The 20,929-nt window shown below is 47.2% G+C and carries 15 protein-coding genes; 2 read left to right on the top strand and 13 right to left on the bottom strand.

The window, feature by feature from the left end; genetic code table 11:
• Positions 1–286 precede the first annotated feature (286 nt).
• The 11 genes from AAV90_RS02505 to AAV90_RS02455 all read right to left on the bottom strand — a co-directional run bounded on the left by AAV90_RS02505 (position 287) and on the right by AAV90_RS02455 (position 16,878).
• Positions 287–3,484, bottom strand: a complete 3,198-nt coding sequence (locus AAV90_RS02505; RefSeq protein WP_046495466.1) for a S8 family serine peptidase — start codon at positions 3,482–3,484, stop codon at positions 287–289.
• 39 nt (positions 3,485–3,523) lie between these two features.
• Positions 3,524–4,099, bottom strand: coding sequence for a TetR/AcrR family transcriptional regulator (locus AAV90_RS13915; RefSeq protein WP_052729551.1), 576 nt, complete (start codon positions 4,097–4,099; stop codon positions 3,524–3,526).
• Positions 4,100–4,435: 336 nt separating this feature from the next.
• Positions 4,436–7,579 (bottom strand): efflux RND transporter permease subunit, encoded by a 3,144-nt coding sequence (locus AAV90_RS02495; protein WP_046495462.1) that lies wholly within the window; start codon positions 7,577–7,579, stop codon positions 4,436–4,438.
• Positions 7,579–8,709: an efflux RND transporter periplasmic adaptor subunit gene (locus AAV90_RS02490; RefSeq protein ID WP_046495459.1), complete on the bottom strand. Its 1,131-nt coding sequence runs from the start codon at positions 8,707–8,709 to the stop codon at positions 7,579–7,581. The genes AAV90_RS02495 and AAV90_RS02490 overlap by 1 nt, the downstream gene beginning before the upstream one ends.
• 185 nt (positions 8,710–8,894) lie before the next feature.
• A complete protein-coding gene (locus tag AAV90_RS02485) occupies positions 8,895–9,998 on the bottom strand; it encodes a TolC family protein (protein WP_046495456.1) in 1,104 nt (367 codons plus the stop codon).
• A gap of 142 nt (positions 9,999–10,140) precedes the next feature.
• Positions 10,141–12,456 carry a copper amine oxidase N-terminal domain-containing protein gene (locus AAV90_RS02480; RefSeq protein ID WP_046495453.1) on the bottom strand — a complete coding sequence of 772 codons (2,316 nt, stop codon included), beginning with the start codon at positions 12,454–12,456 and terminating at the stop codon, positions 10,141–10,143.
• Between the two features lie 278 nt (positions 12,457–12,734).
• The gene (locus AAV90_RS02475) at positions 12,735–13,526 is read right to left on the bottom strand and encodes an REP-associated tyrosine transposase (RefSeq protein ID WP_207642029.1); all 792 of its coding nucleotides are present in this window, start codon (positions 13,524–13,526) and stop codon (positions 12,735–12,737) included.
• Positions 13,527–13,622: 96 nt separating this feature from the next.
• A complete protein-coding gene (locus tag AAV90_RS02470; RefSeq protein WP_046495451.1) occupies positions 13,623–14,207 on the bottom strand; it encodes a hypothetical protein in 585 nt (194 codons plus the stop codon).
• Positions 14,208–14,482: 275 nt separating this feature from the next.
• Positions 14,483–14,941 (bottom strand): hypothetical protein, encoded by a 459-nt coding sequence (locus AAV90_RS02465; protein WP_046495449.1) that lies wholly within the window; start codon positions 14,939–14,941, stop codon positions 14,483–14,485.
• 191 nt (positions 14,942–15,132) lie between these two features.
• Positions 15,133–15,918: a hypothetical protein gene (locus AAV90_RS02460; protein WP_046495445.1), complete on the bottom strand. Its 786-nt coding sequence runs from the start codon at positions 15,916–15,918 to the stop codon at positions 15,133–15,135.
• Positions 15,919–15,921: 3 nt separating this feature from the next.
• On the bottom strand, positions 15,922–16,878 hold the full coding sequence (locus AAV90_RS02455) for a ParA family protein (RefSeq protein WP_046495442.1): 957 nt from the start codon (positions 16,876–16,878) through the stop codon (positions 15,922–15,924).
• Positions 16,879–17,135: 257 nt separating this feature from the next.
• Between AAV90_RS02455 and AAV90_RS02450 the strand changes: the two genes are divergently transcribed.
• Positions 17,136–18,278, top strand: coding sequence for an ImmA/IrrE family metallo-endopeptidase (locus AAV90_RS02450; protein WP_046495438.1), 1,143 nt, complete (start codon positions 17,136–17,138; stop codon positions 18,276–18,278).
• A complete protein-coding gene (locus AAV90_RS02445) occupies positions 18,271–18,804 on the top strand; it encodes a DUF4411 family protein (RefSeq protein ID WP_046495435.1) in 534 nt (177 codons plus the stop codon). The genes AAV90_RS02450 and AAV90_RS02445 overlap by 8 nt, the downstream gene beginning before the upstream one ends.
• A gap of 191 nt (positions 18,805–18,995) precedes the next feature.
• Here the strand turns inward: AAV90_RS02445 and AAV90_RS02440 are convergent, their stop codons facing one another.
• Positions 18,996–20,147: a DegT/DnrJ/EryC1/StrS family aminotransferase gene (locus AAV90_RS02440; RefSeq protein ID WP_046495433.1), complete on the bottom strand. Its 1,152-nt coding sequence runs from the start codon at positions 20,145–20,147 to the stop codon at positions 18,996–18,998.
• A 62-nt stretch (positions 20,148–20,209) separates the two neighbouring features.
• A complete protein-coding gene (locus AAV90_RS02435; protein WP_046495429.1) occupies positions 20,210–20,869 on the bottom strand; it encodes an acetyltransferase in 660 nt (219 codons plus the stop codon).
• Positions 20,870–20,929: the final 60 nt, after the last annotated feature.

Below are 20,929 nucleotides of genomic sequence, written 5' to 3'. Positions count from 1 at the left end.
TCCGCAAGCATTTGGCGTATATCCGGGGGAGCCTGGTCTACCCGGGGGAGGCTGAAGCCTCCCCTACGATTATCCGCAAGCATTTGGCGTATATCCGGGGGAGCCTGGTCTACCCGGGGGAGGCTGAAGCCTCCCCTACGATTGTCCGCAGGCATTTAGCGTATATCCCCGGGGGAGGCTGATCTGCCGGGGGAGGCTGAAGCCTCCCCTACGATTATCGGCGGGCGATTGACGTATATCCCGGGGGAGGCTGAAGCCTCCCCTACGATTACTACCATTTCCGGGGCTAATAGGCTATGTTCAGATTGAGAACGTCACTTGGCGGGGTTATTTCTAATTGGACCCGGCCGTCTTTTACTTCATAGAGGCGGCCATTGATGTATACGAGGTCATTAACCGGCATTTTGCTGCTGGCATTATAGAAATGCAGACTGAGAAGGGATTTTTCCCCGGCTTTGAAGGGCTCCGGCAGTGCAGATACCAGATATTTATAAGCCCTTCCCCAGGGCTTAAGCGTATCGGCTTCCAAAGACGCGGTCAGGGTGTAGATGCTGTTTTCTAAGCCCAGAGAACTTAAAGTAAGGGAACTGTATACGACTACTTCCCAGGTTCCCGGCAGGGGATTAGCAAACACCAGGTTCGCCTTGTCCCGTGGCTGCAGGTCGCCGACCCCGGCATAATGGCTGGTGGTCTGACTGCCGTCCGGGGCTACAAGGTGCATGCGCACCCGGCCTTTTTGGCCGGCCTGCAAGGCCAGACTCAGCTGGGTACTTCCCGGCGGCACTTCGAAGAAATACCGTTTATATTCGCCCGCTGCCAGCCCGTACTGTTCCACGAACTGTCTTTCAGGCAGTTCTGCTAATTTATAAGGCACAATTACGGTTTGCAGCGCGGCGGCATCCCAGCCGGGGGTTAAAGCGTTATCAGCCAGCACAAAACCGCTATATAATCCGGGTTCCTTTAACTCAGCAAAATCCAAATCAATCGTTCTTTCGCTATTAGCCGGAATCTGTACCACCATCTGCCCGGGCATGATCCAGGGGGACAGGCTGCCTACCGCCAGACGGCTGTTGACATAGTTGGGGTTTTTTATGGTAAGTGACAATTTACCGGGCGGCAGGGTGCGGGAATAAAAACCACTCCCTGCTCCAAATTCCGGGCTGTACTGGCTTAATTCGTAATTAAGGGGATTCTGGGTAAGGTTTTTAATCTCCTGCCAGGAGCGCAGGAGATTAATGGCTCCATAGCCCTGCTCGGCCGGTTGATAACCTTTAAGAGGCTCCGCTCCGCCCAGCAATGCCATCCATACCGCCCGCACATCATCCCGGTAGAGCTGATGGGAAACGGCGTCCATTAACAGCGCGGCGGCTCCGGCTACATGCGGGGCTGCCATACTGCTACCTTGATCGAGCTGATAAGGGGAATCTGCCCACAGGGGATAAGTGGATACGGCACTGCCGGGAGCCACTACCAGAGGGGAGGCCCGGCCATTCCGGCCAGGTCCGCCGGGGCTGAAATACCACAGGCGCGGTTCGTTTACCTGCCAGCCAAAATCATTTTGCCACATTTCCGGTGTGGCATAGGCTCCCACGCTGATAACATTGTTAAGTGCCGAGGTAGCCGCGGCCGTGCCGATTCCTGGCCCGTCATTACCGGTGGCTATACATATCGCCATGCCGAAATCCTGCCAGATCTTGGCGGCCATATCCGCCAGCGACTGCCGCTCAGTCTCGTTTAAAACCATTTGCCCCATGCTGACTACGGCTATCTTAGCCCCTCGTTCAGCGGACAGCCGCAGGGCCAGTTTCAAGTTGTCCAGCCTGGCGGTACCGGCGCTGTTAATGATCTTGACCGGCAGGAGCTGCGCATTGGGGGCAACACCGGCGATTATTCCATCGGCCGCCACGACTCCGGCCACCATGGTTCCATGACCTAAAGCGTCATAACCCAGCTTCACATAGCTGCCGTCCCGGGCCATTTCCGCCACTACAAAATTAAAAACCTGATTGCCGCTGCCTTTTATTTGGCCTAGCTGATAAGTCTCACTGTATTTTTTCAAACCCTGTTCAGCGTTTAACTGCCCGTCTCCGTTTAAATCCATATATACGGTGTCAAAACGGTCTATATAGCGGCTTTTGCTGGCAACCACCAGTATTTGCCCATCTGGATAGGCCACCGCCGGATTAAGGGGCAGACGCCATGTTTCAAAATAGCCATAACGAAATTCCCCATTCACCGATGACAAATTGTCGACTTTAATGTCCCGCTCCCCTATCCTGATGGAGCCATTGACAGCCCAGGCGGTTTGGTTAAGAGCCACTTGGCCCTCATTAGTCAAATCCACAAAATCAATTACTTTCTTGAAGTTATCCTGGGTATATTGCAGATCGGGGTGACCGGAATCTATGCCGCTGTCAATTACGGCTACCAGTTGTCCGCGTCCACTGGCCCCGGTAAGCTGCATGAACTCCCCGCCTTTCATGGCATCCCGGCTGATTTTCAAACTGTTGGCGGGATCATTTTGCAATTGATTTACAAGGGTCATATCTTCTTCATCCTGGAGGCTGTAGATGTTTATCGGCTGGTAATCCGCCGGGCGAGCATAATCCGGCAGGGTTCTAATGTCAAGATTTACCTTGCCGTGGGCAGGGGTGTCGTTTATATATACGAAGGATAGCTTGCCGTTAGCGTTCAGGTCGAAATAGGCAGGCAGGGGAAGTTCCAGTTCCTTGACCGGCTCCCGCTCTCCCCGGGCATATACTAAAACATTGGCAGCCATTTCAAATGTCTGCTCGACCCCGTTAAGCCTTACAATCATCTGTCTTAAGCGAAGATTTATATCCTGCAAGGTTCCGTAAAAATGATGCCGCTCTCCCTGTAACCCCAGCATTTCTTCCAATATGCAGGCCACTTCGGCCCGGGTGATATTAGCCTGGGGACGGAAACTGCCGTCCGGGTAACCCGAGATTATACCTTTTTGGCGGGCATAGGCCACTGTCCCCTGCGCCCAAGGGGAAATCCGTCCGGAGTCGGCCAGATCAGCCGGGTTAAGATCGCGATGGTCGGCCTTAAGACAGTTTACGAGCATCGTCACCGCTTCTTCCCGGCTGATATAACTGCCGGGTAAAAACAGCCCCGACTCGCTGCCCTGGGCAATGCCTAACTCCCGAGCCAGCTCAATGTAGCCCATCGACCACCGCCCGGCGGCATCAGCAAAGGTACTTTCCCCTTTTGACAACTGCTGGGCTTCGTTTTCTTTATGTATCGCCTTTACCAGGAGGGTTACGAATTCCTCCCGAGTGACATAGGTATCCGGATGGTAGGAGCCATCCGGATAACCGCTGATTAAATCCCGGCTGTGCAGATGGTCTATCTGCAACCGCGCCCAATGCGATTTGATATCTGTTAATGCCAGAACCGGCTGACAGCATACGACCAGCCATATGCCAACCCAAAGACCCAATAGGATTTTTTTATCCTTCATCAACATTCCGCCTCATAACCGGGACATTCCCCGGTTAAATTAAGTACTAGGGACGATGCCGTTCATAATCAGGTCGGTAATCTGCCAGGCGGTACTTTCCGCTTCGGCTTCCCAGCCTTCCAGGACAATCGGCATCCAGATCTGACCCAATATGCCGCCGATCATCAGGGTAACCAGCTTGGCATCTACCTCGCGCAGTTCCCCGCTGCGGATACTTTCCCGGATCAAGTCTTCCAATACCCCTTCTTTCTCTTTACGCTTGTTGTAGAACCAGTCTTTCAGTTCATCGTCAATTATATCCGTATCCCAGAAGAGGATTCGGGATAATTCCTTGTAATTTTGGCAGAAATAAAAATGTCCGGCGGTGATTTTTTGAATCCGCTCCGCGATGCCCATCTGGCTGATTTTTTCCGTGCTGACACTTTCCTGATACTGCCGCAGTCCGGCTTCCATAATCTCCTGAAAGAGCTGCAGCTTGCTGGAAAAATACTCATAAATAGTACCTTTGCCAATCCCGGCCGCTACCGCAATATCTTCCATCTTGGCATGATGATACCCTTTTTGGGAAAAAACCTTAATCCCCGCTTCTAAAATCATATCCCGCTTCGTAACCATATTCCCTCCTATGATAACTGCAACCCGAAGGGAGGAATAGACACAGATAACACAGATTAGATAGATTTACACAGATTATTTTTTTTAATTAGACGTCAGGTTAGATTATATATTTATGATTTGGCTAGACATGGAATATCTTATTTAACAGATTTGGACACCTTTTCGGGTTCACGATAAGGATAAAAATCTGGGTAATATACACGTCTACACTAAATCTGGCAATTGCCTAAGCAAATCTTACAGACAATTAAAAAGGAATAATCTGTGTAAATCTGTGGTAAATCTGTGTTATCTGTGTCTATTTAACCCCTCCCCCTCGTAGAGCTGCTGTTTTTAGAATTCTACCGATTCGCCGGAGTCGGTTTGCACCTGGGGTTGGTTGCGGCGTTGGCTTAGCTTCTGGCCCCAGTCGTCGAAAATACTGTAGACCACCGGTACTAATACCAAGGTAATCAATGTCGATACCAGCAGGCCGCCGATAACTACTATAGCCAGGGGAGAGTTCCATTCCCCGCCTTCACCCAATCCCAACGACAGGGGGAACATAGCCAGAATCGTAGCCAGGGCCGTCATTAGTATAGGCCTAAGCCTTACCCGGCCTGCCTCCACGATAGCCGCATTACGTTCCATACCCCGCTCCCGCAGTTGTTTTAAGTAGTCCACCAAGACAATGGCATTAGCCACCACTATACCAACCAGCATTATTACCCCGATAAAGACAACCACACTGAAATGCTTACCGGTCAGCAGCAGGGACAATACAACACCTATAATAGCCGTAGGAACTGAGAACATAATAACAAAGGGGTTAAAAAATGATTCGTACAGGATTGCCATAACCGCATAGACCAGAATAATAGCCAGCAGCAATGCCAATCCCAGCGAGGCAAAGCTCTCCGTCATCTCTTTCTGCTCCCCGCCATACTCAAACGTATAGCCGGAGGGGAGATTTATTTTACCCAATTCAGCCTGAATATCAGTCATGACCGCATTTAGGTCGCGGTTAAGCAGATAGCCGTTGATCTCCGCTTTGCGTACCCGATCCTCGCGGGTAATTTGAATCGGCCCCGGTTCCATGTCGAAAGTGGCAATCTGGGATAATTTCACCACGGCACCGCTCGGACTCAATATGCCCAGGTTCTGTATATAGGAAAATTCATCATACCCTTCGGGGGAATAGCGCACCCGCACATCGACTTCATCACCTTCGACTTTGTAGCGGGTAGCCACCGTCCCTTGGCGGGCATTCTGGATTTCGGCTGCCACCTGACCCGGAGTCAATCCAAATGCCGCCGCCCTGGTGCGGTCAATCCGTACCTGAACCTCGGGATTGCCATCGCTTATGGAAGAGGTTATCTCCCTGGTGCCGGGAACTTTCCTGATAACCTCGGCGGCCTGGTCGGATATTTCCCGCAACACCTTAAGATCATCACCCCGCACCTGTACGTTAATCGGCCCGGCTGCCGAACCCATGTTGGCGGTCATATCCATAACCGTGACCTTGATTTTAGCACCCGGAATATCACTTACCCGCTGACGTATTTCCTCACTTACCACATCCACCCCGCGCTGACGTTCCGCCCGGGGAACCAGTTTAACGTAGAGGGTGCCGTTATCACTTTGTACCCCAGAATCCATAAACATATTGGCTGAACTGCCGACACTGGCAAATATCGTATCAACTTCCGGAATTTCGCGTAACTCCTTTTCCATCCTTTTTATGGTTTTATCGGTTTCCTTTAAAAGACTGCCCTTGTCGCCCTCCACCGTAATAGAAATTTCCCCGGAATCCATAGCCGGCATAAACTCAGCCCCCACCAGGGGAATTAAAGCCAGGGAGCCGACCATGAGCAGCGTAACATAGATAACTACCTTGCGGCGATGACCCAGTGCCCACTGCAGCAAAACCTTATAGCGTTCGCCCAGGCCGTCTATCCAATCCCCAAAACCGGTGGTAATGCGAGCCAGCTTGCCTTCTCCCCGGTCGCGGGCGGCCATGGATTTATCGGTTAACATACGCGAAGCCATCAGCGGCACGACCGTTAATGCCACCATCAGAGAGCAGAATATGGCGAACATAACCGTAATTGCCAGAGGCTTAAACAAGACCGAGGACAGGCCTTCGGTTAACAATATCGGAAAGAAAACCGCCATTAAGGTCAGGGTTGAAGCCACCACCGCGCGCCCCACTTCGGAAGCACCAGTAACAGCCGCATCCATCGCCGACAGCCCCAACAAACGGTGGCGGTATATGTTTTCAAATACCACAATTGAGTCGTCCACCATCCTCCCCAGGCCGAGGGCCAGCCCCCCCAGGGTAATCAGGTTAATCGTATCGTGGTTAAAATACATAAGAATAAAAGTTGTGATAATGGAAAGGGGTATGGCAGTAAAAATAATCAAGGTGCTGCGCAGGTTACGCAGGAACAGGAACAGAATCAGCATAGCCAGCAAGCCGCCCTCGATCATGACCCGTTTAGTAGTATTAAGAGACTGGTTGATATAGGTGGACTGATCCATGACCACTTTCAGTTCCAAATCCAGATCCAGCTCTTTTTCGATTTCTTGCAGTTCCTCCCGTACCGCTTTACAAGTCTTGACGGTGTTGGCATCACTTTGCTTCAAACAGTGAATCCCCACCGCGGCCTGCCCGTCCACCCGGGTCATCTGACTTTCATCTTTAAAACCATCGGTTACGGTGGCGATGTCATTTATATACACGGTACCGCCGGTAGGAGTCATTATGGCAACATTCTTGATATCTTCGACCGATTCAAACTGCTGCAGGCTGCGCAGAAAATACTGCCGTCCGCCGTCTTTTACCTGACCGGCCGACATATTAAAATTCTCCGCCCGCAGAACCTGGGTAACCTGCCCCAGGGAAAGATTATAATTTGCCAGCTTGACCGGGTCTACTTCCACCTTCACTTCCCGCTGCATTCCCCCGGTTGTTACTACCGAAGCCACCTCGGTAATCCGGCTCAAACGCGGTTCCACCACGTCCTGAGCCACCTCCTGCAGCTGACCCAGGCTCATGGTATCACTCTTAATGCCGATCTGAATAACCGGCATCAAGGTAGGATCCATCCTTAGAACCACCGGTTTCTCGCTGCCGCTGGGCAGATATTTATCGATTAAACCAATCTTCTCCCGGATCTCATTGACCGAGGTGTCCATATTGGTTCCCCAGTTATAATAAATCAAAATCAAAGAGGAACCCGAGGTAGACATGGAGTGGATTTCCTTAATATTGCCCAGGGTATTAAGGGTACCCTCCAACGGTTTGGTAATCTGGGATTCCACTTCCTCCGGGCCTACACCGGGATATTCCGTCATAACGGCCGCGATGGGAAATTTCATATCCGGTATCAGGTCAACCGCCATCTTGGACAGGGTGAAAAAGCCCATGATAATAATTACCGTCACCAGGATAATCATAGTTACCGGCCTTTTTACGGAGAAGTCGATAATTTTCATTATTTAGCCCCCCCGGAAATGACCCTGACCAGGGTACCGTTATTTACCAGGGTATTGCCTTTGGTTATAACCCGCTCCCCGGCTTTCAAACCGGATGTGATTTCCACATATTTATTGTCCCTGAGTCCCGTTTTAACATCCAACTCGCGGGCGCGGTTTTTGCTGTCCACGACATATACAATCTCCCGACCGCCGCGGGGAAGAACCGCCGCTAAAGGCACCGTCAAGACATCAGCTTTACTTTCGGTGCTGATTAGCACCTCGGCAAACATGCCCGACTTAATCTTATTATCCGGATTATCCAAGACTACCTTGACCGAATAATTTCGTTTCATAGGATCAGCCACACCGGCAACACTGCTTACCGTACCTTTAAAAGGCTCGTCACTTACCGCCTTAACCAGTATATCCACTGAATTGCCGGGCTTTATATAGCTGATTTCTGATTCGCCGACCAGGGTCTCTATTTCCAAACGGGAGGTGTCACTGACAGTAGCCACCGGGGAGGAAGGATTGGCAGTTTCGCCCAAAGACAGAGCCACACTGCCTACCGTGCCGTTGATAGGGGAAGTTACCGTACAGTTGTTTAATTGGCTTTGGGCAGCCAGCAGACCGGCCTGCGCCTGCTGCAAAGTAGCTTCGATACTCCCGGTCTCCAAAGCCCTGACCGCACTCTCGGCAGCTTCCAACTGCTGCTGCGAGGCCGCGCCCGCCTCAAACAGCTTCTTCGTTCTATCATAGTTCAGGCGGGCATTTTCCAACTGAATGTCATGCTGACGCTTACCCGCCTCAGCCGCGGCTACCCCCGCTTCAGCCTGGCGTATACCGGCCTGAAAATCACTGCTATCCAGGGTCATAAGGGTCTGCCCGGCACTTACCCGGTCACCCGGCTTCACATATACACCGGTTACCCGGGCAGGTATCTTTGCCATTATGTATACTTCATTAACTCCCCGCACCGTCCCCGGATACTTGACGGCCTGGGCAATATCCCGCTTCTCCGCCTTAACCGTGCTGACGCTTAATTGCGTCTCCTTGATAACCTCTTTTTCCTTCCCGCACCCCCCTAAAAACACCAGGGGTAACACCAAAACCAGCAAAATACTGAGCGACCGTTTAATCCTATCCACTACGTCCCCTCCCATTTAATTACAGCCTAAAATAACCGACCAGTCGGTCGGGATCATAATTGCATTATAGCGATAAATAGAAATGGAGGTCAAGGGGAGAATGTGATTGCAAATAGGGGGACGTTCTTTTTGTTTGCTTGGCACAAGCAAACAAAAAGAACGTCCCCCTATTTGATTCTGTTTGGTTAATTCCAATCGTCAGCACTATAAACCTGCTGCGCGGTCAAATATGCATACTGAGCTTTATATTGAGCCAGGGTAGCTCGGGCATTTTCCAGGCTTAGGCGGGCATTTTGTTCAGCGGCTTGCACCGTAGACAAATCCGCTCTGGCGATCAAACCCAGGTCATATCTTAGCTGGGCAATTTGCACGTCTTTACTAGCAGTTAAATAGGCTTTTTCAGCCACAGCTATCTGCCCTTCCATGGTGTCCAATATATAATATAGCTCCTCGATAGTCGCCCGGGTATCTCGTTTACTTTTCTCGTAATCCACCTGAGCCAGTTCCAGATTTAGATTCTGCAATTCAAATGGCTGTCCTGGAATTACTAAATACTGTTGGCTTTCTTCTATCTTTAGCTGGGCTTCCGCACTCCAAACAATCCGCGATTCTGACAAGCCCCGAGCTATTTCTATACCTAGCTCATTCCTGTTATACTGAGCCAGAATCGGTCTGCTGTTCAAGTCAGGCTTCCAGTTCGCATTTTCGTTCAGTAATGACCTCAGTTTTGATATTGACCCCTCATACTTAGCCTTGCTCAGTTCATATCCTTCCTCCAGGTGTTTTACCCCTACCTGGGCCTTTTCGTAATCAAAATCAGACAGCGTTCCTACCGCCCGGGCTACACTGCTCATGGTAAGCTGCAGTTTGGCATCTCCCAGCTTTATCCGCGCCAATTCCATGTTATTGTAATTGGTTACCGCACTGGAATAGGCACTAACCACACCGCAGGTTATACCATCCCGCGCAGAGTTTTCAACCTTCTTGGCAGTTTGATAGCCGATTTCAGCCTGCTGGTATCCATTTACAACTTGCTGGTAAGTCGGCATTACCATACCTTCAGTTGGTATCCATTTTACCCTGTCAGCAGCGTCATTGCGAATGATTTCAGCTTTTTCAACATTTAATGCAGCCTTTCGAAGGTCGGGGTTAGTCTTATACGCTTTTTCCAAAGCTTGCTCGATACTTAGGGAGTTATCAGCAGGGCTGGCTGCATATACGTAACCAACACTGGGAAATACCAGGCTCATACATAGTATACCTGTTAAGATGTATTGCTTAAGATTCATTCATAACACCTCGCATATAGCTCCGACTCACCGGTCAGTATAAATTCATTATATAAACTGCCCGGCGCAGTGTCAATATAATCCTCAATAGTCACAAAAAACCGAACCCCGGTGGGGTTCGGTTTTTCTTAATCTTTACAGATTATTTGGAAATCAAAACTGTGCGTGTGCCAGGATCCCAGCCCACTGCATATCCAAAGCCTTCTGCTACATAACGAGCAGGCAACATGGTTCTGCCATTATTGATTTCAGGAGCTACATCCATTGTCTTAGCTTCGCCGTTTATAGCGTAGGTGGTGCTGCCGATGGTAAGTTCAACTTTATTGTCACCCTTAGTCATAGTAACTTTCTGAGTTGCTTCATCCCATACTACATCAGCTTCGGCTACTCCCAGGGCATAGGCCAGATATCTAACCGGTACATAAGTCCGTCCGGCTTTAATATAAGGAACAGCGTCCATAATTTTGGATACTCCGTTTACTTCGTAGATATTAGAATCAATTCTGAACTGCCCAGTTACTGCACCTTCAGTTCCCTGGTCGGGAGCAGGTGTTATAACATCTGCGACTTTTACTGTTGCTACCGCTACGTCATTAGCGCGACTGGAGCGATCAACTGAAGTCCCCGATATATCAAACTTAAGATCGCCAACCGGAACTGTTCTGTCTACAGTAAGATACACATCAGATACTTTAAGCTTTGAAGGTGCCGTTGAAGCTACATTAACTCTAATCTGAACGACATTCTTGCCTGCATTTAATCTGATAGAATCTTTTTCAACCTTTATGTTACCCTCTTCTACAGACACTGTAGGCGCTTTGGTAAATGTGACCCCTGGAGGAGCAATAATATTTAACCATCCCTGCTGATTTGCGTTTATGCCGAGTGCAGTTTTGCTAGTTGTAGCCCAGTTAAGCAAGGTTGGGTTTCCATGCATAATTCCTTTAGCAACCTCAGTAATTGTAAAGTCACTGGCCTTTTGATTTGCAGCACCAATAATAACCTTATTGCTGCCACCTTCTGTTTTTAGGGATTTAACGACATTAGCAATTACAACCGAACCAGTAGCACCTGCTGTGCCTGAGAATTTAACTTCTACAGGGCCTTCTGGTGCATCGGCATCAACTATTAGACGAATTCTATCAAATTTGATAGTAGTAGCACTAGCACTACCAGCGGGTGCTACCGTATATTTCTTTGTATTTCTGGAATCATCTATAGTGTTGTTGGGTACAGTAGCAAGTAAAGCAGCCGTACCTTTTTCAGTAGTCATTGACGGATCGGTAAACCAGCGAACATATGAAGGTAATTCCATGAGGACACTGCGACCGCCTAACAAGCTTCCGTTAACAGATTCTATAATCTTAAAACCGCCAGCCGGTACATCAATAACACCAGGAACAATAATCGCCGGATCGCCAATTGCTTCTACCTTAATACCAAAATCGGCTACCTTTCCGATAACAACATCTGCAGATGTAACATTACTATTATTGCCACTTACGGAAATGGTAATATCACCAGCACTTGCGAAATCATCAACATCTATGCTAGGAGTTATCGTAATAATTTCTCTGCTGCCACCTGCCGGATTGGCTGTTACATTAAATGACAGTCTCGAATTCCCAGCTGAATTTGTAGAAATACCTGCATTGCCTCCAGCCACAGGTGTTGTGCCAGCAGGTGTGGCTATTGTTAATCCAACTGGTGTAACAACAGTAGCAGCGTTCCAGGTCATGTTAGCCGGTAGGTCAAGGCGTACCTGGGTTCCGGCTGCCAGACTATCTACAACGGATTCTTGGATTCTGAGTAACCCACAAGCACTTCCTACAGCACCATTTTGAACAGTAGCGGTATCCAGAACAACCGTTTGAGTACCGGTTCCAGCGATTTGTCCAACAGTAAATTTACCGCTGGTAATTCCGGTATCAGGTGCCGTGATTTCCACTTCTATGGGGCCAGCACTTGCGCCTGCAATGTTAACCGGGAACATAAACTGCAGACCACTTCTAGTACCTGCTGCGGTTGATGGGGTAACACGTATTGTATAGGTTTTGGTCGTACCTGTACCCAGAAGAGTTATATCCCCCGCAACTATTTTATTTGTTCCTACAGGAATTGTAACTAGCGGTGCAACAAAGGTACCCACAGTACCTGCCGTCGGTGCTGCTTGAAACTCAACGCCTGATGTTAAAATAGTTACAGTAATGTCATATTGTATACCGGGCACTGCTGTGGTATCAAAAAATACACTACCTGCCTGATCAGTATTTTCATAAATCCAAACTTGTCCTAAATTCTGATTTCCAGCGTTTCCATCAAAAGCAGAAGTGCTTGTTATCAAGTTAGTGGTTGCAGCACTAGCTGAATCCGGGGCTGCAAAGCCTGCAAACATGAAGCTCATGCAGAATACGAATATCAGCGCTATTGACAGCGGTTTGCTTTGTCTTCTTAACATTCTTTTTCCTCCTTAAATATAAGTTAAAATAAATCTTTTCAGGTGGTCGACCATTCGGTCAAACTAATGACTTGTGGTATTCCCCCTTTCATTTTTTCTGATTTGTTGTTCAGGTAATCAGTAGAGGTGCAAATCATAACCATGTTTTTCCTCCACCATATGATCATGGCTGTTTCTTGTGACGAAAGCTTTCCGGGTTTTGTTCCAGGTTTATGAAAAAAAGTGCAGAAAACAGAAAACACAGAAAACAGGGGGACGTTCTTTTTGTTTGGTTTCCGTTACGCTGAATATATAATATTTACACTCAACCCGGTTACTCGGGCTATCTGGCGTAGGGTAACCCCTTCACTCTCCTTTATTTTCCGCAATATCTCGTTGAGCTGCGCTTTATCCATGCCTGGTAGCTTTCCAATTAATTCTCCATTCATCAGTGCTTCGATCTCGTCTTTGACTTCCCTATCACTTTTGCGTATTTTTATCTCCTCATCCAAGCATTTATCATCGTTTTTTCGGCTCATAAATTCCCTTAATCCCGCAATCGCTTTACTTCGTTCGGAATGAATTATTCCTAAAATAAAATCGGTATCGGTTAGTTTGACCGGGTATTCTCTGCCGCTATAATACGCCAGCATACTGCTCCATTTGTATTCTTCTGGCTTACCAACCATTTCTGCCTTTACCGGATTGTTGTGGATATAGCGCATTACCGTTAATAAATAGGAGTTATCTTTGACACATTCGCTGCCGTATCTTCCCTGGAATACGTGGCCGCTTCTGTCGTATTTTTGATTGTACCACCAGGCATAGCTGCTTCCTATGCGGCTCATGATGCGTGATATGTTATCGGTATGTTCTTGTAATAGTAAATGCACATGGTTACTCATCAGACAATAAGCATATAGCGCGAACTGGTTATCTGTTTTTTTCTGCCCGACTGTTTCTAAGAACTGCTGGAAATCATCATCATCGTAAAAGATGTCCTGGCGATTAATACCCCGTAAAATAACATGGTATATCCCACTATCGCACTTTTCTCTCGCCGTTCTGGCCATTCGTATCACATCCGCCATTTTCTTCCTATTATACCAATAATCACAAACAGGGGGACGTTCTTTTTGTTTTATTTGTCCAGGCTCTAACCAAACAAAAAGAGTGTCCCCTTGTTTTTATCTGCGATCCAGCTTTTCTTCTATGCGCCGTAATTGTCGATGCTGATCGGTCAGGGTGTTGACTACGGCGTGGACTGCTTGGATGATTAATTCTTCTATTACATCTTTAGGCTTGTCCGGCTGCAGGAGGGAGCGCACTACCGTACCGGTATGCTGGACTCCCAGTACTGTTGATTGACCGCTTAAGACCTGCAGCTTGATTCCATTTATTAATTCAATCGCACATTCCTTGCCGGTTTGCGGGCGCGGCTCGGTCATATAATTTAGATCAATATATCCGTATACTGCGTCATTGGCTGTTACGGCCTGGCGCATTTTAAGGGGGATAAATACTCGTCCGTCCCCTAGATAAAAAGGTAGTATTCCTTTACGGTCGAGTTTTTCCTGGAGATGTTTGCGCTGAGCCTTAAGATTTACTGCATAAGCAGCAGCCAAGGCTTTGACTACGGAATTAAGGGTGCGTTTGTCCAATATAATGGTACCGTCTTTCAGCAGTAGTTCGGTCGCATTGCCTATCTCACAATAAACCGGACGTAAACCGATGACCTCATCCCTTAATTGTTCAACCTTCCCCATATCCATGGTATTTTCCCTCCATTCTTAGGCGTTGCCGCACAAATCAGCAGTAAACCCATAATAATAAACCTTATAGTTGGTATTCAATTATCCGAATTTCTACGGCTGTTAATAAATTAAGTACCGACCACAACCAGATATCACAGCTACGCTGCGGACAGGAACAGCCTTACTTGCCTGCAAAAGCTAAAGGATCCGTAACGGTGGTTAAATATAATCAAAACTCTTACTAGATTCTAATACACCCTTCTGCGCTAGGTTTTTAAGCGTACTCAGCCAGGCTATTCCGGCATTTGGCTTAAGGTATAGACACCCCTTTTCAAACCTCGTTTGACGCGCGGCTCGCGGGCCAGGTGGGCTAAAAGGTTAAGCCCGGGGTCTTTGCCCCCTACCTCAAAGCCGCGCAGGGTAAGCTGGCGCAGGATTTCCCGGTAATACATCTCTTGCGGAAATACCTCCGTTAAAATCCGCACCGTTTCCTCTCTCAAGCGGTCCCCCTTTAATTCTGGTTCGATTATGTCTGATTCTGCTTCATTAACCGGATATTCACCAGGCTCAGTTAAAACGGCTGTACTGTCATCTGCCGACCGGCTTTTTTCTACGGACTCCAGCCATATTTCCATGTGATGGATCTCCTGCTGCAGCCGCCTGACTTCCTCCTGGTGTTCTGCCAACTCCCGCCGCGCCGTTTCCAGCCAGCGGCGGTTTGATTCTATTAATTGCTGCCGTTCCAAATCCATCCTTACCCCTCTTTCCTGTCCGTTTTTTATAATTTAACATAATATGGATATGTTGTAAACCATTGTATAATATTTTTGTTATGTGTAGTTGTATAAACTTTTATTTTGCTCTAATTACAAAATAAAAACATGGCAGACCTCCACGAGTATTTCTGGTCATGCCATGCTTATTGTCGTCTTAGATTCCTAGATTACGGTCTTTTTCCCATGTTGCGGTGCACGTTTAAAAAACCGACCTGGTTAGCCAGGATGCGAATTGCGTTATCTTTACTGTTATTTTTCGGGATTCTCAACTGGTGATAGTGGGCGATCATCTCGATCTGTTTTTTGGTAAAACTCTTTAAAAGCTGGATGCGTTCTTCGGGACTAAGTTCAGGCAGGGCTTTCGCAGCCGCTTTCAGCTCGGGGCTGATAACGTCTGGCACTGCTTGCGGCGGTCGTCCCTGTGCTTGTGCTTCCGGATTTGCTGCAGTTTTGTCACGCCGCAGCACCGATTGGTTAATTGCCTGACCCGCCTCCCCGGTCGCGGTTAAAAAGCTGCAAATTGCCATTTTTAGTGGTTCTTTGTTAAGTTTACTATAACCCTTCATACCCGTTCCTCTAGCCAGGGCTAATAATTGCTCTTTAGTATATCCATTTATGACCGTTATCAATTCTTCAGATGATAATTCCGGCAGGATTTCCAGCAGTTCAGTCTGGGAAGGACGATAAGGAAGCTGCGAGCGGCTGACAAGCTTAGCCTGTTCAGCTGCCTTGGCTTCCTCTTTAGCCTGCCCGGTCAGTGGGCGGCTTACCGGGGTCGCCTGTGCGCTGGGCTGAGCCTTATCCGACGGCTGGATCTCCCCGGTTAGTACCGCCCCCTCTGTTTGGCAGTGTTCAGCAATATCTTTAAGCATAGCCTCTACTGTCCATTCCCGGTAGTGCTCCAGAATCGGAAGAAGAAGCTCCATCACCCGGTGCAACTGTCCAACCTTCAACGCTTAGCCCTCCATCCTTTCCAGCATTTCAGTCAATACCGCCAGCATCTCCTGACCCTGTTTTTTGGCTTTGCTGTTGGTGCCGCTTAAGGCATAAACCGGGTATCCAACTTGGTTGGCAGACGGTATGCCGTCACCCATGGTCACATAATTTTGGAAAAGCTGATCTCCTACCATATTAAACAACTGCTGCTGAATAGTTGCCTGACTTTCCTTAGGCTCCTGCTTGTATTCGCGGACGTTGTTGGCTACTACCCCCAGCAGCTTAGTGGGCGTATAACCGTCCGCTGAGCGCAGAAAAACCCCGTTCATTTCTTCTACTCGCGATACAATCGAGGATAAACCATATATAGCCAATAAATCCAAGAGGGTGGGAATCAAGTAATAATCACTGGCATAAAAGGCATTTAAGGTAAGAAAATTTAAACTGGGGGGACAGTCGATAAAAATGAAGTCATAGTCATCTTTAACCTGCAGCAAGATCTGATCTAGTACCTGAAACTTATAAACATCCGACTCCATTAGACTGCCCACCATACTGGCCCGTTTATAAACGGCAATATTCATGTCCATAAAGATAAGTTCCTGATGCGCCGGGAGCAGGTCTACCGTGGGGTAGGTTCCCCGGTTGGAAGCGCGTACTTGCCATTTTAATATACAGCTGCCTACATCGCTCTCCCACCGGTCATTTTGTAAATATGGCAAATAGATGTCATTTAAGGTTTCCCGCTTCTCCCGGTAAATCAGACGCTCATAGGTTTCCACATCCAAACAGGCTACCGAAAGGCTGCACTGGGCGTCACTGTCCACCAACAATACCCGCGGCATATCCTCCCGACCGAAATAGCGCACCCGTTCCTCCGGCTCCAGGTGCATTATGCCCGTTCCTAAATGATGGGTCAGGGTAGTCTTGCCTACCCCGCCTTTCCAATTGATAATACTAATTACCTTCGCCCCCAAAAAAACCGCCCCTTCCGCATAATATGCCTAGAGCGATTATACCAAATTTTTACTATATTTGCATGATACCCAGGGAGGATTATTAGCTTTTTTGAGGCTGGTTTTAGCTCACTTTTCCCCGGCCGGGTGATAAAGCTAACGGAGGTGTTTCAGTAGTTTGTTTATAAACATTGCTTTCTTGGAAAATAAAATCTGTGCTATTATTGAAATACATTAAGATAATCCAGCTACTAACTTTAGGAAAGGGGGTTTTTAGTATGCCATCTGTAAATATCGATATTAACCCGCTTGTTTTAGAGTGGGCTATTAATAATTCAAATTATACTTCCAAACTAACTTCATCTGAATACGATAATTTACAAAAATGGCTCTCTAAAGAAAAACTCCCCACATTGAATCAGTTGGAGAAATTCAGCAAAAGAATTAATATACCTTTTGGATATTTACTTCTTAAAAGCCCCCCCGAAGATGGCCTGATTAAAACGGATTATCGTACGATTAATAGTGCGGTAATGAATAAACCTAGCCGTGACTTAGTTGACACTATAAACGACATGCAGCAAAAAATGTTGTGGATGAGGGAATATAGAATTGCTATAAATGCCGAAGCATTACCTTTTATAGGAATGTTTAAAGGTAGTAGTTTAAATAAAATGCCTGAAGTTGTTAAGGAAATTAGAAAAATCTTAGATTTGCCGATAGATTGGTATAATAAATGCTCTGATTATGATAGTGCGTTTAATCTTTTAAAGACAAAGATAGAAGATGCAGGAGTCTTGGTAATGAAGAATGGGGTCGTAATTAACAATACCCACCGGCCTCTTGATATTACTGAATTCCGGGCTTTTTTACTATTTGACGAGTTCGCCCCACTAATTTTTATTAATAATAAAGATAGTGCCGCAGCTAAAATATTTTCCTTAATACATGAATTTACCCATCTGCTTATCAGTACGGACGATAACGTTATTACTGAAGATAATACAGATAACGAGATAATTTGTAACAAAATTACCTCCGAAGTATTAATGCCAGAAAAATTGATTTTGGAACTTTGGCAAAATCCGGCTGATCAAATAGATTTCATAGAGCGCCAATCTAAAAAACTCAAAGTGAGTGCTTTAGCCTTAGCCAAACGTTATTTTGACATGGAAAGGATAGATTATCCCACTTACCAAAAAATCTACGCAATATCTATGGAAAATTTCAAAAGGAAATTAGATGGCGATAGCGGTGGTTCTTACTATATAACAAAGAAAAGCAACCTTAGCAAAACGTTTGCAAAAGCAGTCATTAATTCAACTTTAGAAGGGCAGATCCTACATGACGATGCATTTAAATTATTAAACGTTTCTCACGGTGGAGCATTTAATGCGCTCATGGAGATGTATAATGACTAGGAAAAAGTATTTATTTGACGCCAACCCCTTCATTACTGCCAACAATACCTTTTATAGTTTTGATATAGCTCCTAGTTTTTGGCAAAAGCTTAATGAGTTAGCAGAAAGAAATTTATTTAGCATAATAGATCGGGTATACGATGAACTGGTTTTTGTAAATAAAGAAAAACCGGAAAATGAAGATGAACTTAGTTTTTGGATTAGAACAGAATATAAAGGAGAAGTCCATACAACCAGGAATATAGAAGTAGTTAACATGTATAGTCAAATTATTCAGAAAATGACCCAGGATACCCCCTATATGTCTCACTACTCAACAAGCGCCAAGGCGGATTTTGCCAGGGGCAGTAATGCTGATGCCTGGCTGGTCGCTTATGCAAAAATATTTAATTACACTATAGTTACATTTGAAACATATGATCCAAAAAATAAGAAGAATATAAAAATACCAGTCGTATGCAAGGAATTCGGAGTAGATTATATTAATCTGCATGAATTTATGAGACGGATGCAAATGATATTGTAGAATTTATATCCGGTAAAAGATGCAACTTATAAAAGTGCCGGAAAATTATTAAAATTATTTTAATAGACGCGGATTTACGCGGTTCAAAAAAAACCGTAGCGGATGCTTCAGCTTCCGCGGCAAGAAAAAATCGGCATTAATAGACACAAATAGCACTGACCCTTAGGACCCCGAAGGGTGCAGCATATTGCTTAGCCGGATAAGGTGCTTAGCACTACGTCTATCACCCGCTGTTGTTCCTCTGCCGTCATGCTGGAACCCGAAGGTAAGCACACACCGGTAGTAAAAAACCTATCTGCGATACTTTTCCCTTCCTCATGGGGAAAGTATTGGCACCCGGCAAACAACGGCTGTAGATGCATAGGTTTCCATACCGGGCGGGACTCGATATTCTCTGCCGCCAGAGCGTCAATAATCTGCATAGGCTTAACTGTACATATTTCCGGGTTCAAAGTCATCACCGTCAGCCAGCGGTTACACCTGCCGTAGCTGGCCTCGGACATAAAATCTACCCCAGGTATATCCCCCAGAGTCTTCTCATAACGTTCAAAAACAGTCCGGCGAGCATCTACCCGTTCATCCAATACCTGCAACTGCCCTCGACCTATGGCAGCCACAATGTTACTCATGCGGTAGTTATACCCCATTTCTGCATGCTGGTACCAGGGGGCCGGTTCCCGGGCCTGCGTAGCCCAAAAAAGTGCTTTTTTCAGTGCCTCTTCATCATCGGAAACCAGCATCCCCCCACCGGAAGTAGTAACAATTTTGTTGCCGTTAAAGGAAAATACGCCTAGCCGCCCCAAGGTGCCACAGACTTTACCTCTATAAGAAGCTCCCAAGGCTTCAGCCGCATCCTCAACCACCGGCACTCTATATTCATTGCACAAATTAAGCAAAGGCTCATAATCCGCACTCTGCCCGTACAGGTCTACAATAATTACCGCCTTCGGCATTCGTCCGCTGCTATTAGCCCACATAAAGGCTTTTTCCAGTGCCACCGGCGACATATTCCAACTTTCCGGCTCGGAATCAATAAAAACCGGCTGCGCTCCTAAATACAGAACCGGATTTACACTAGCGATAAAGGTTAACGAGGAACAGAAAACGATGTCCCCCGGCTCCACCCCCAGTAATCGCAAGGCCAAATGAATAGCTGCTGTCCCAGAGCTAAGTGCCAACGCTGATTTTGCCCCGGTATAGACCGCAACTTCTTTTTCAAAAGCATCCACCTGCGGCCCTAACGGAGCAATCCAGTTAGTCTCAAAAGCTTCCTTTATATATCCCATCTCATATCCGCCCATATGCGGCGGGGATAGATAGATACGCTTATGGTTTGATTGCATATATAACTTTTCTCCTTAAATTGACAGATTGGTAAACAGCCCTGAAACGCCTGCCCCTCGCCTCACACCTCACTTCGAAGCTTCTTAACCACCCGCGCCGGTACCCCAACCGCCAGTGAGTAAGCAGGAATATCGTCTACCGCCGTAGCCCCCGCTCCTATTACACTCCATTCGCCAATGGTGGTGCGATTGATCACGCACGAGTTAAGCCCGAAATAACAGCCTTCACCTACCCTGACCTCCCCGGCCAGATTGGTTCCCGGCATCAGGCTGACAAAGTCTTGCAACCCGGTATCGTGTCCGATAAAACATCCGGGATTGATTATGGCAGCCAGTCCCAGACTAACGTTTGTGGTTATAACAGTCCCGGAGCAAATGATTGAGCCGGCCTCGATTTTTACATAGTCCGACATACTGACTGACGGGTGCACCAGAGTAGCCATTTTCCTTCCCTGCTCCTGAATTTGCCTGACCAGCTTCATCCTGACTCGGGAATCGGCTATGGCTACCACCGTCCAAATATCTGAAGGCATATTAAAAAGATGCTCCACCGGGCCAATAATCGGATATCCTTCCACCGTATTTCCCTGCACCCCATCATCCACAAAACCGATAAAATCCCACTCCGGCTTTTGCCGGTTAATATCCGCTGCCAGCCAGGCCACCTCTCGCCCCAGACCGCCTGCGCCAACTATTATTAAAGGCTTTAAATCATGAACCATTATCTGTATTCTCCCAATGTAAATATTCTTTTCCTTCGGAACCTCGGCAATCAATAGGTA

It is taken from the genome of Syntrophomonas zehnderi OL-4, assembly GCF_000983115.1.
Taxonomy (GTDB): Bacteria; Bacillota; Syntrophomonadia; order Syntrophomonadales; family Syntrophomonadaceae; genus Syntrophomonas_B; species Syntrophomonas_B zehnderi.
The sequence above is the reverse complement of the archived record's forward strand: the minus strand, read 5'-3'. Positions and strand labels throughout refer to the sequence as shown.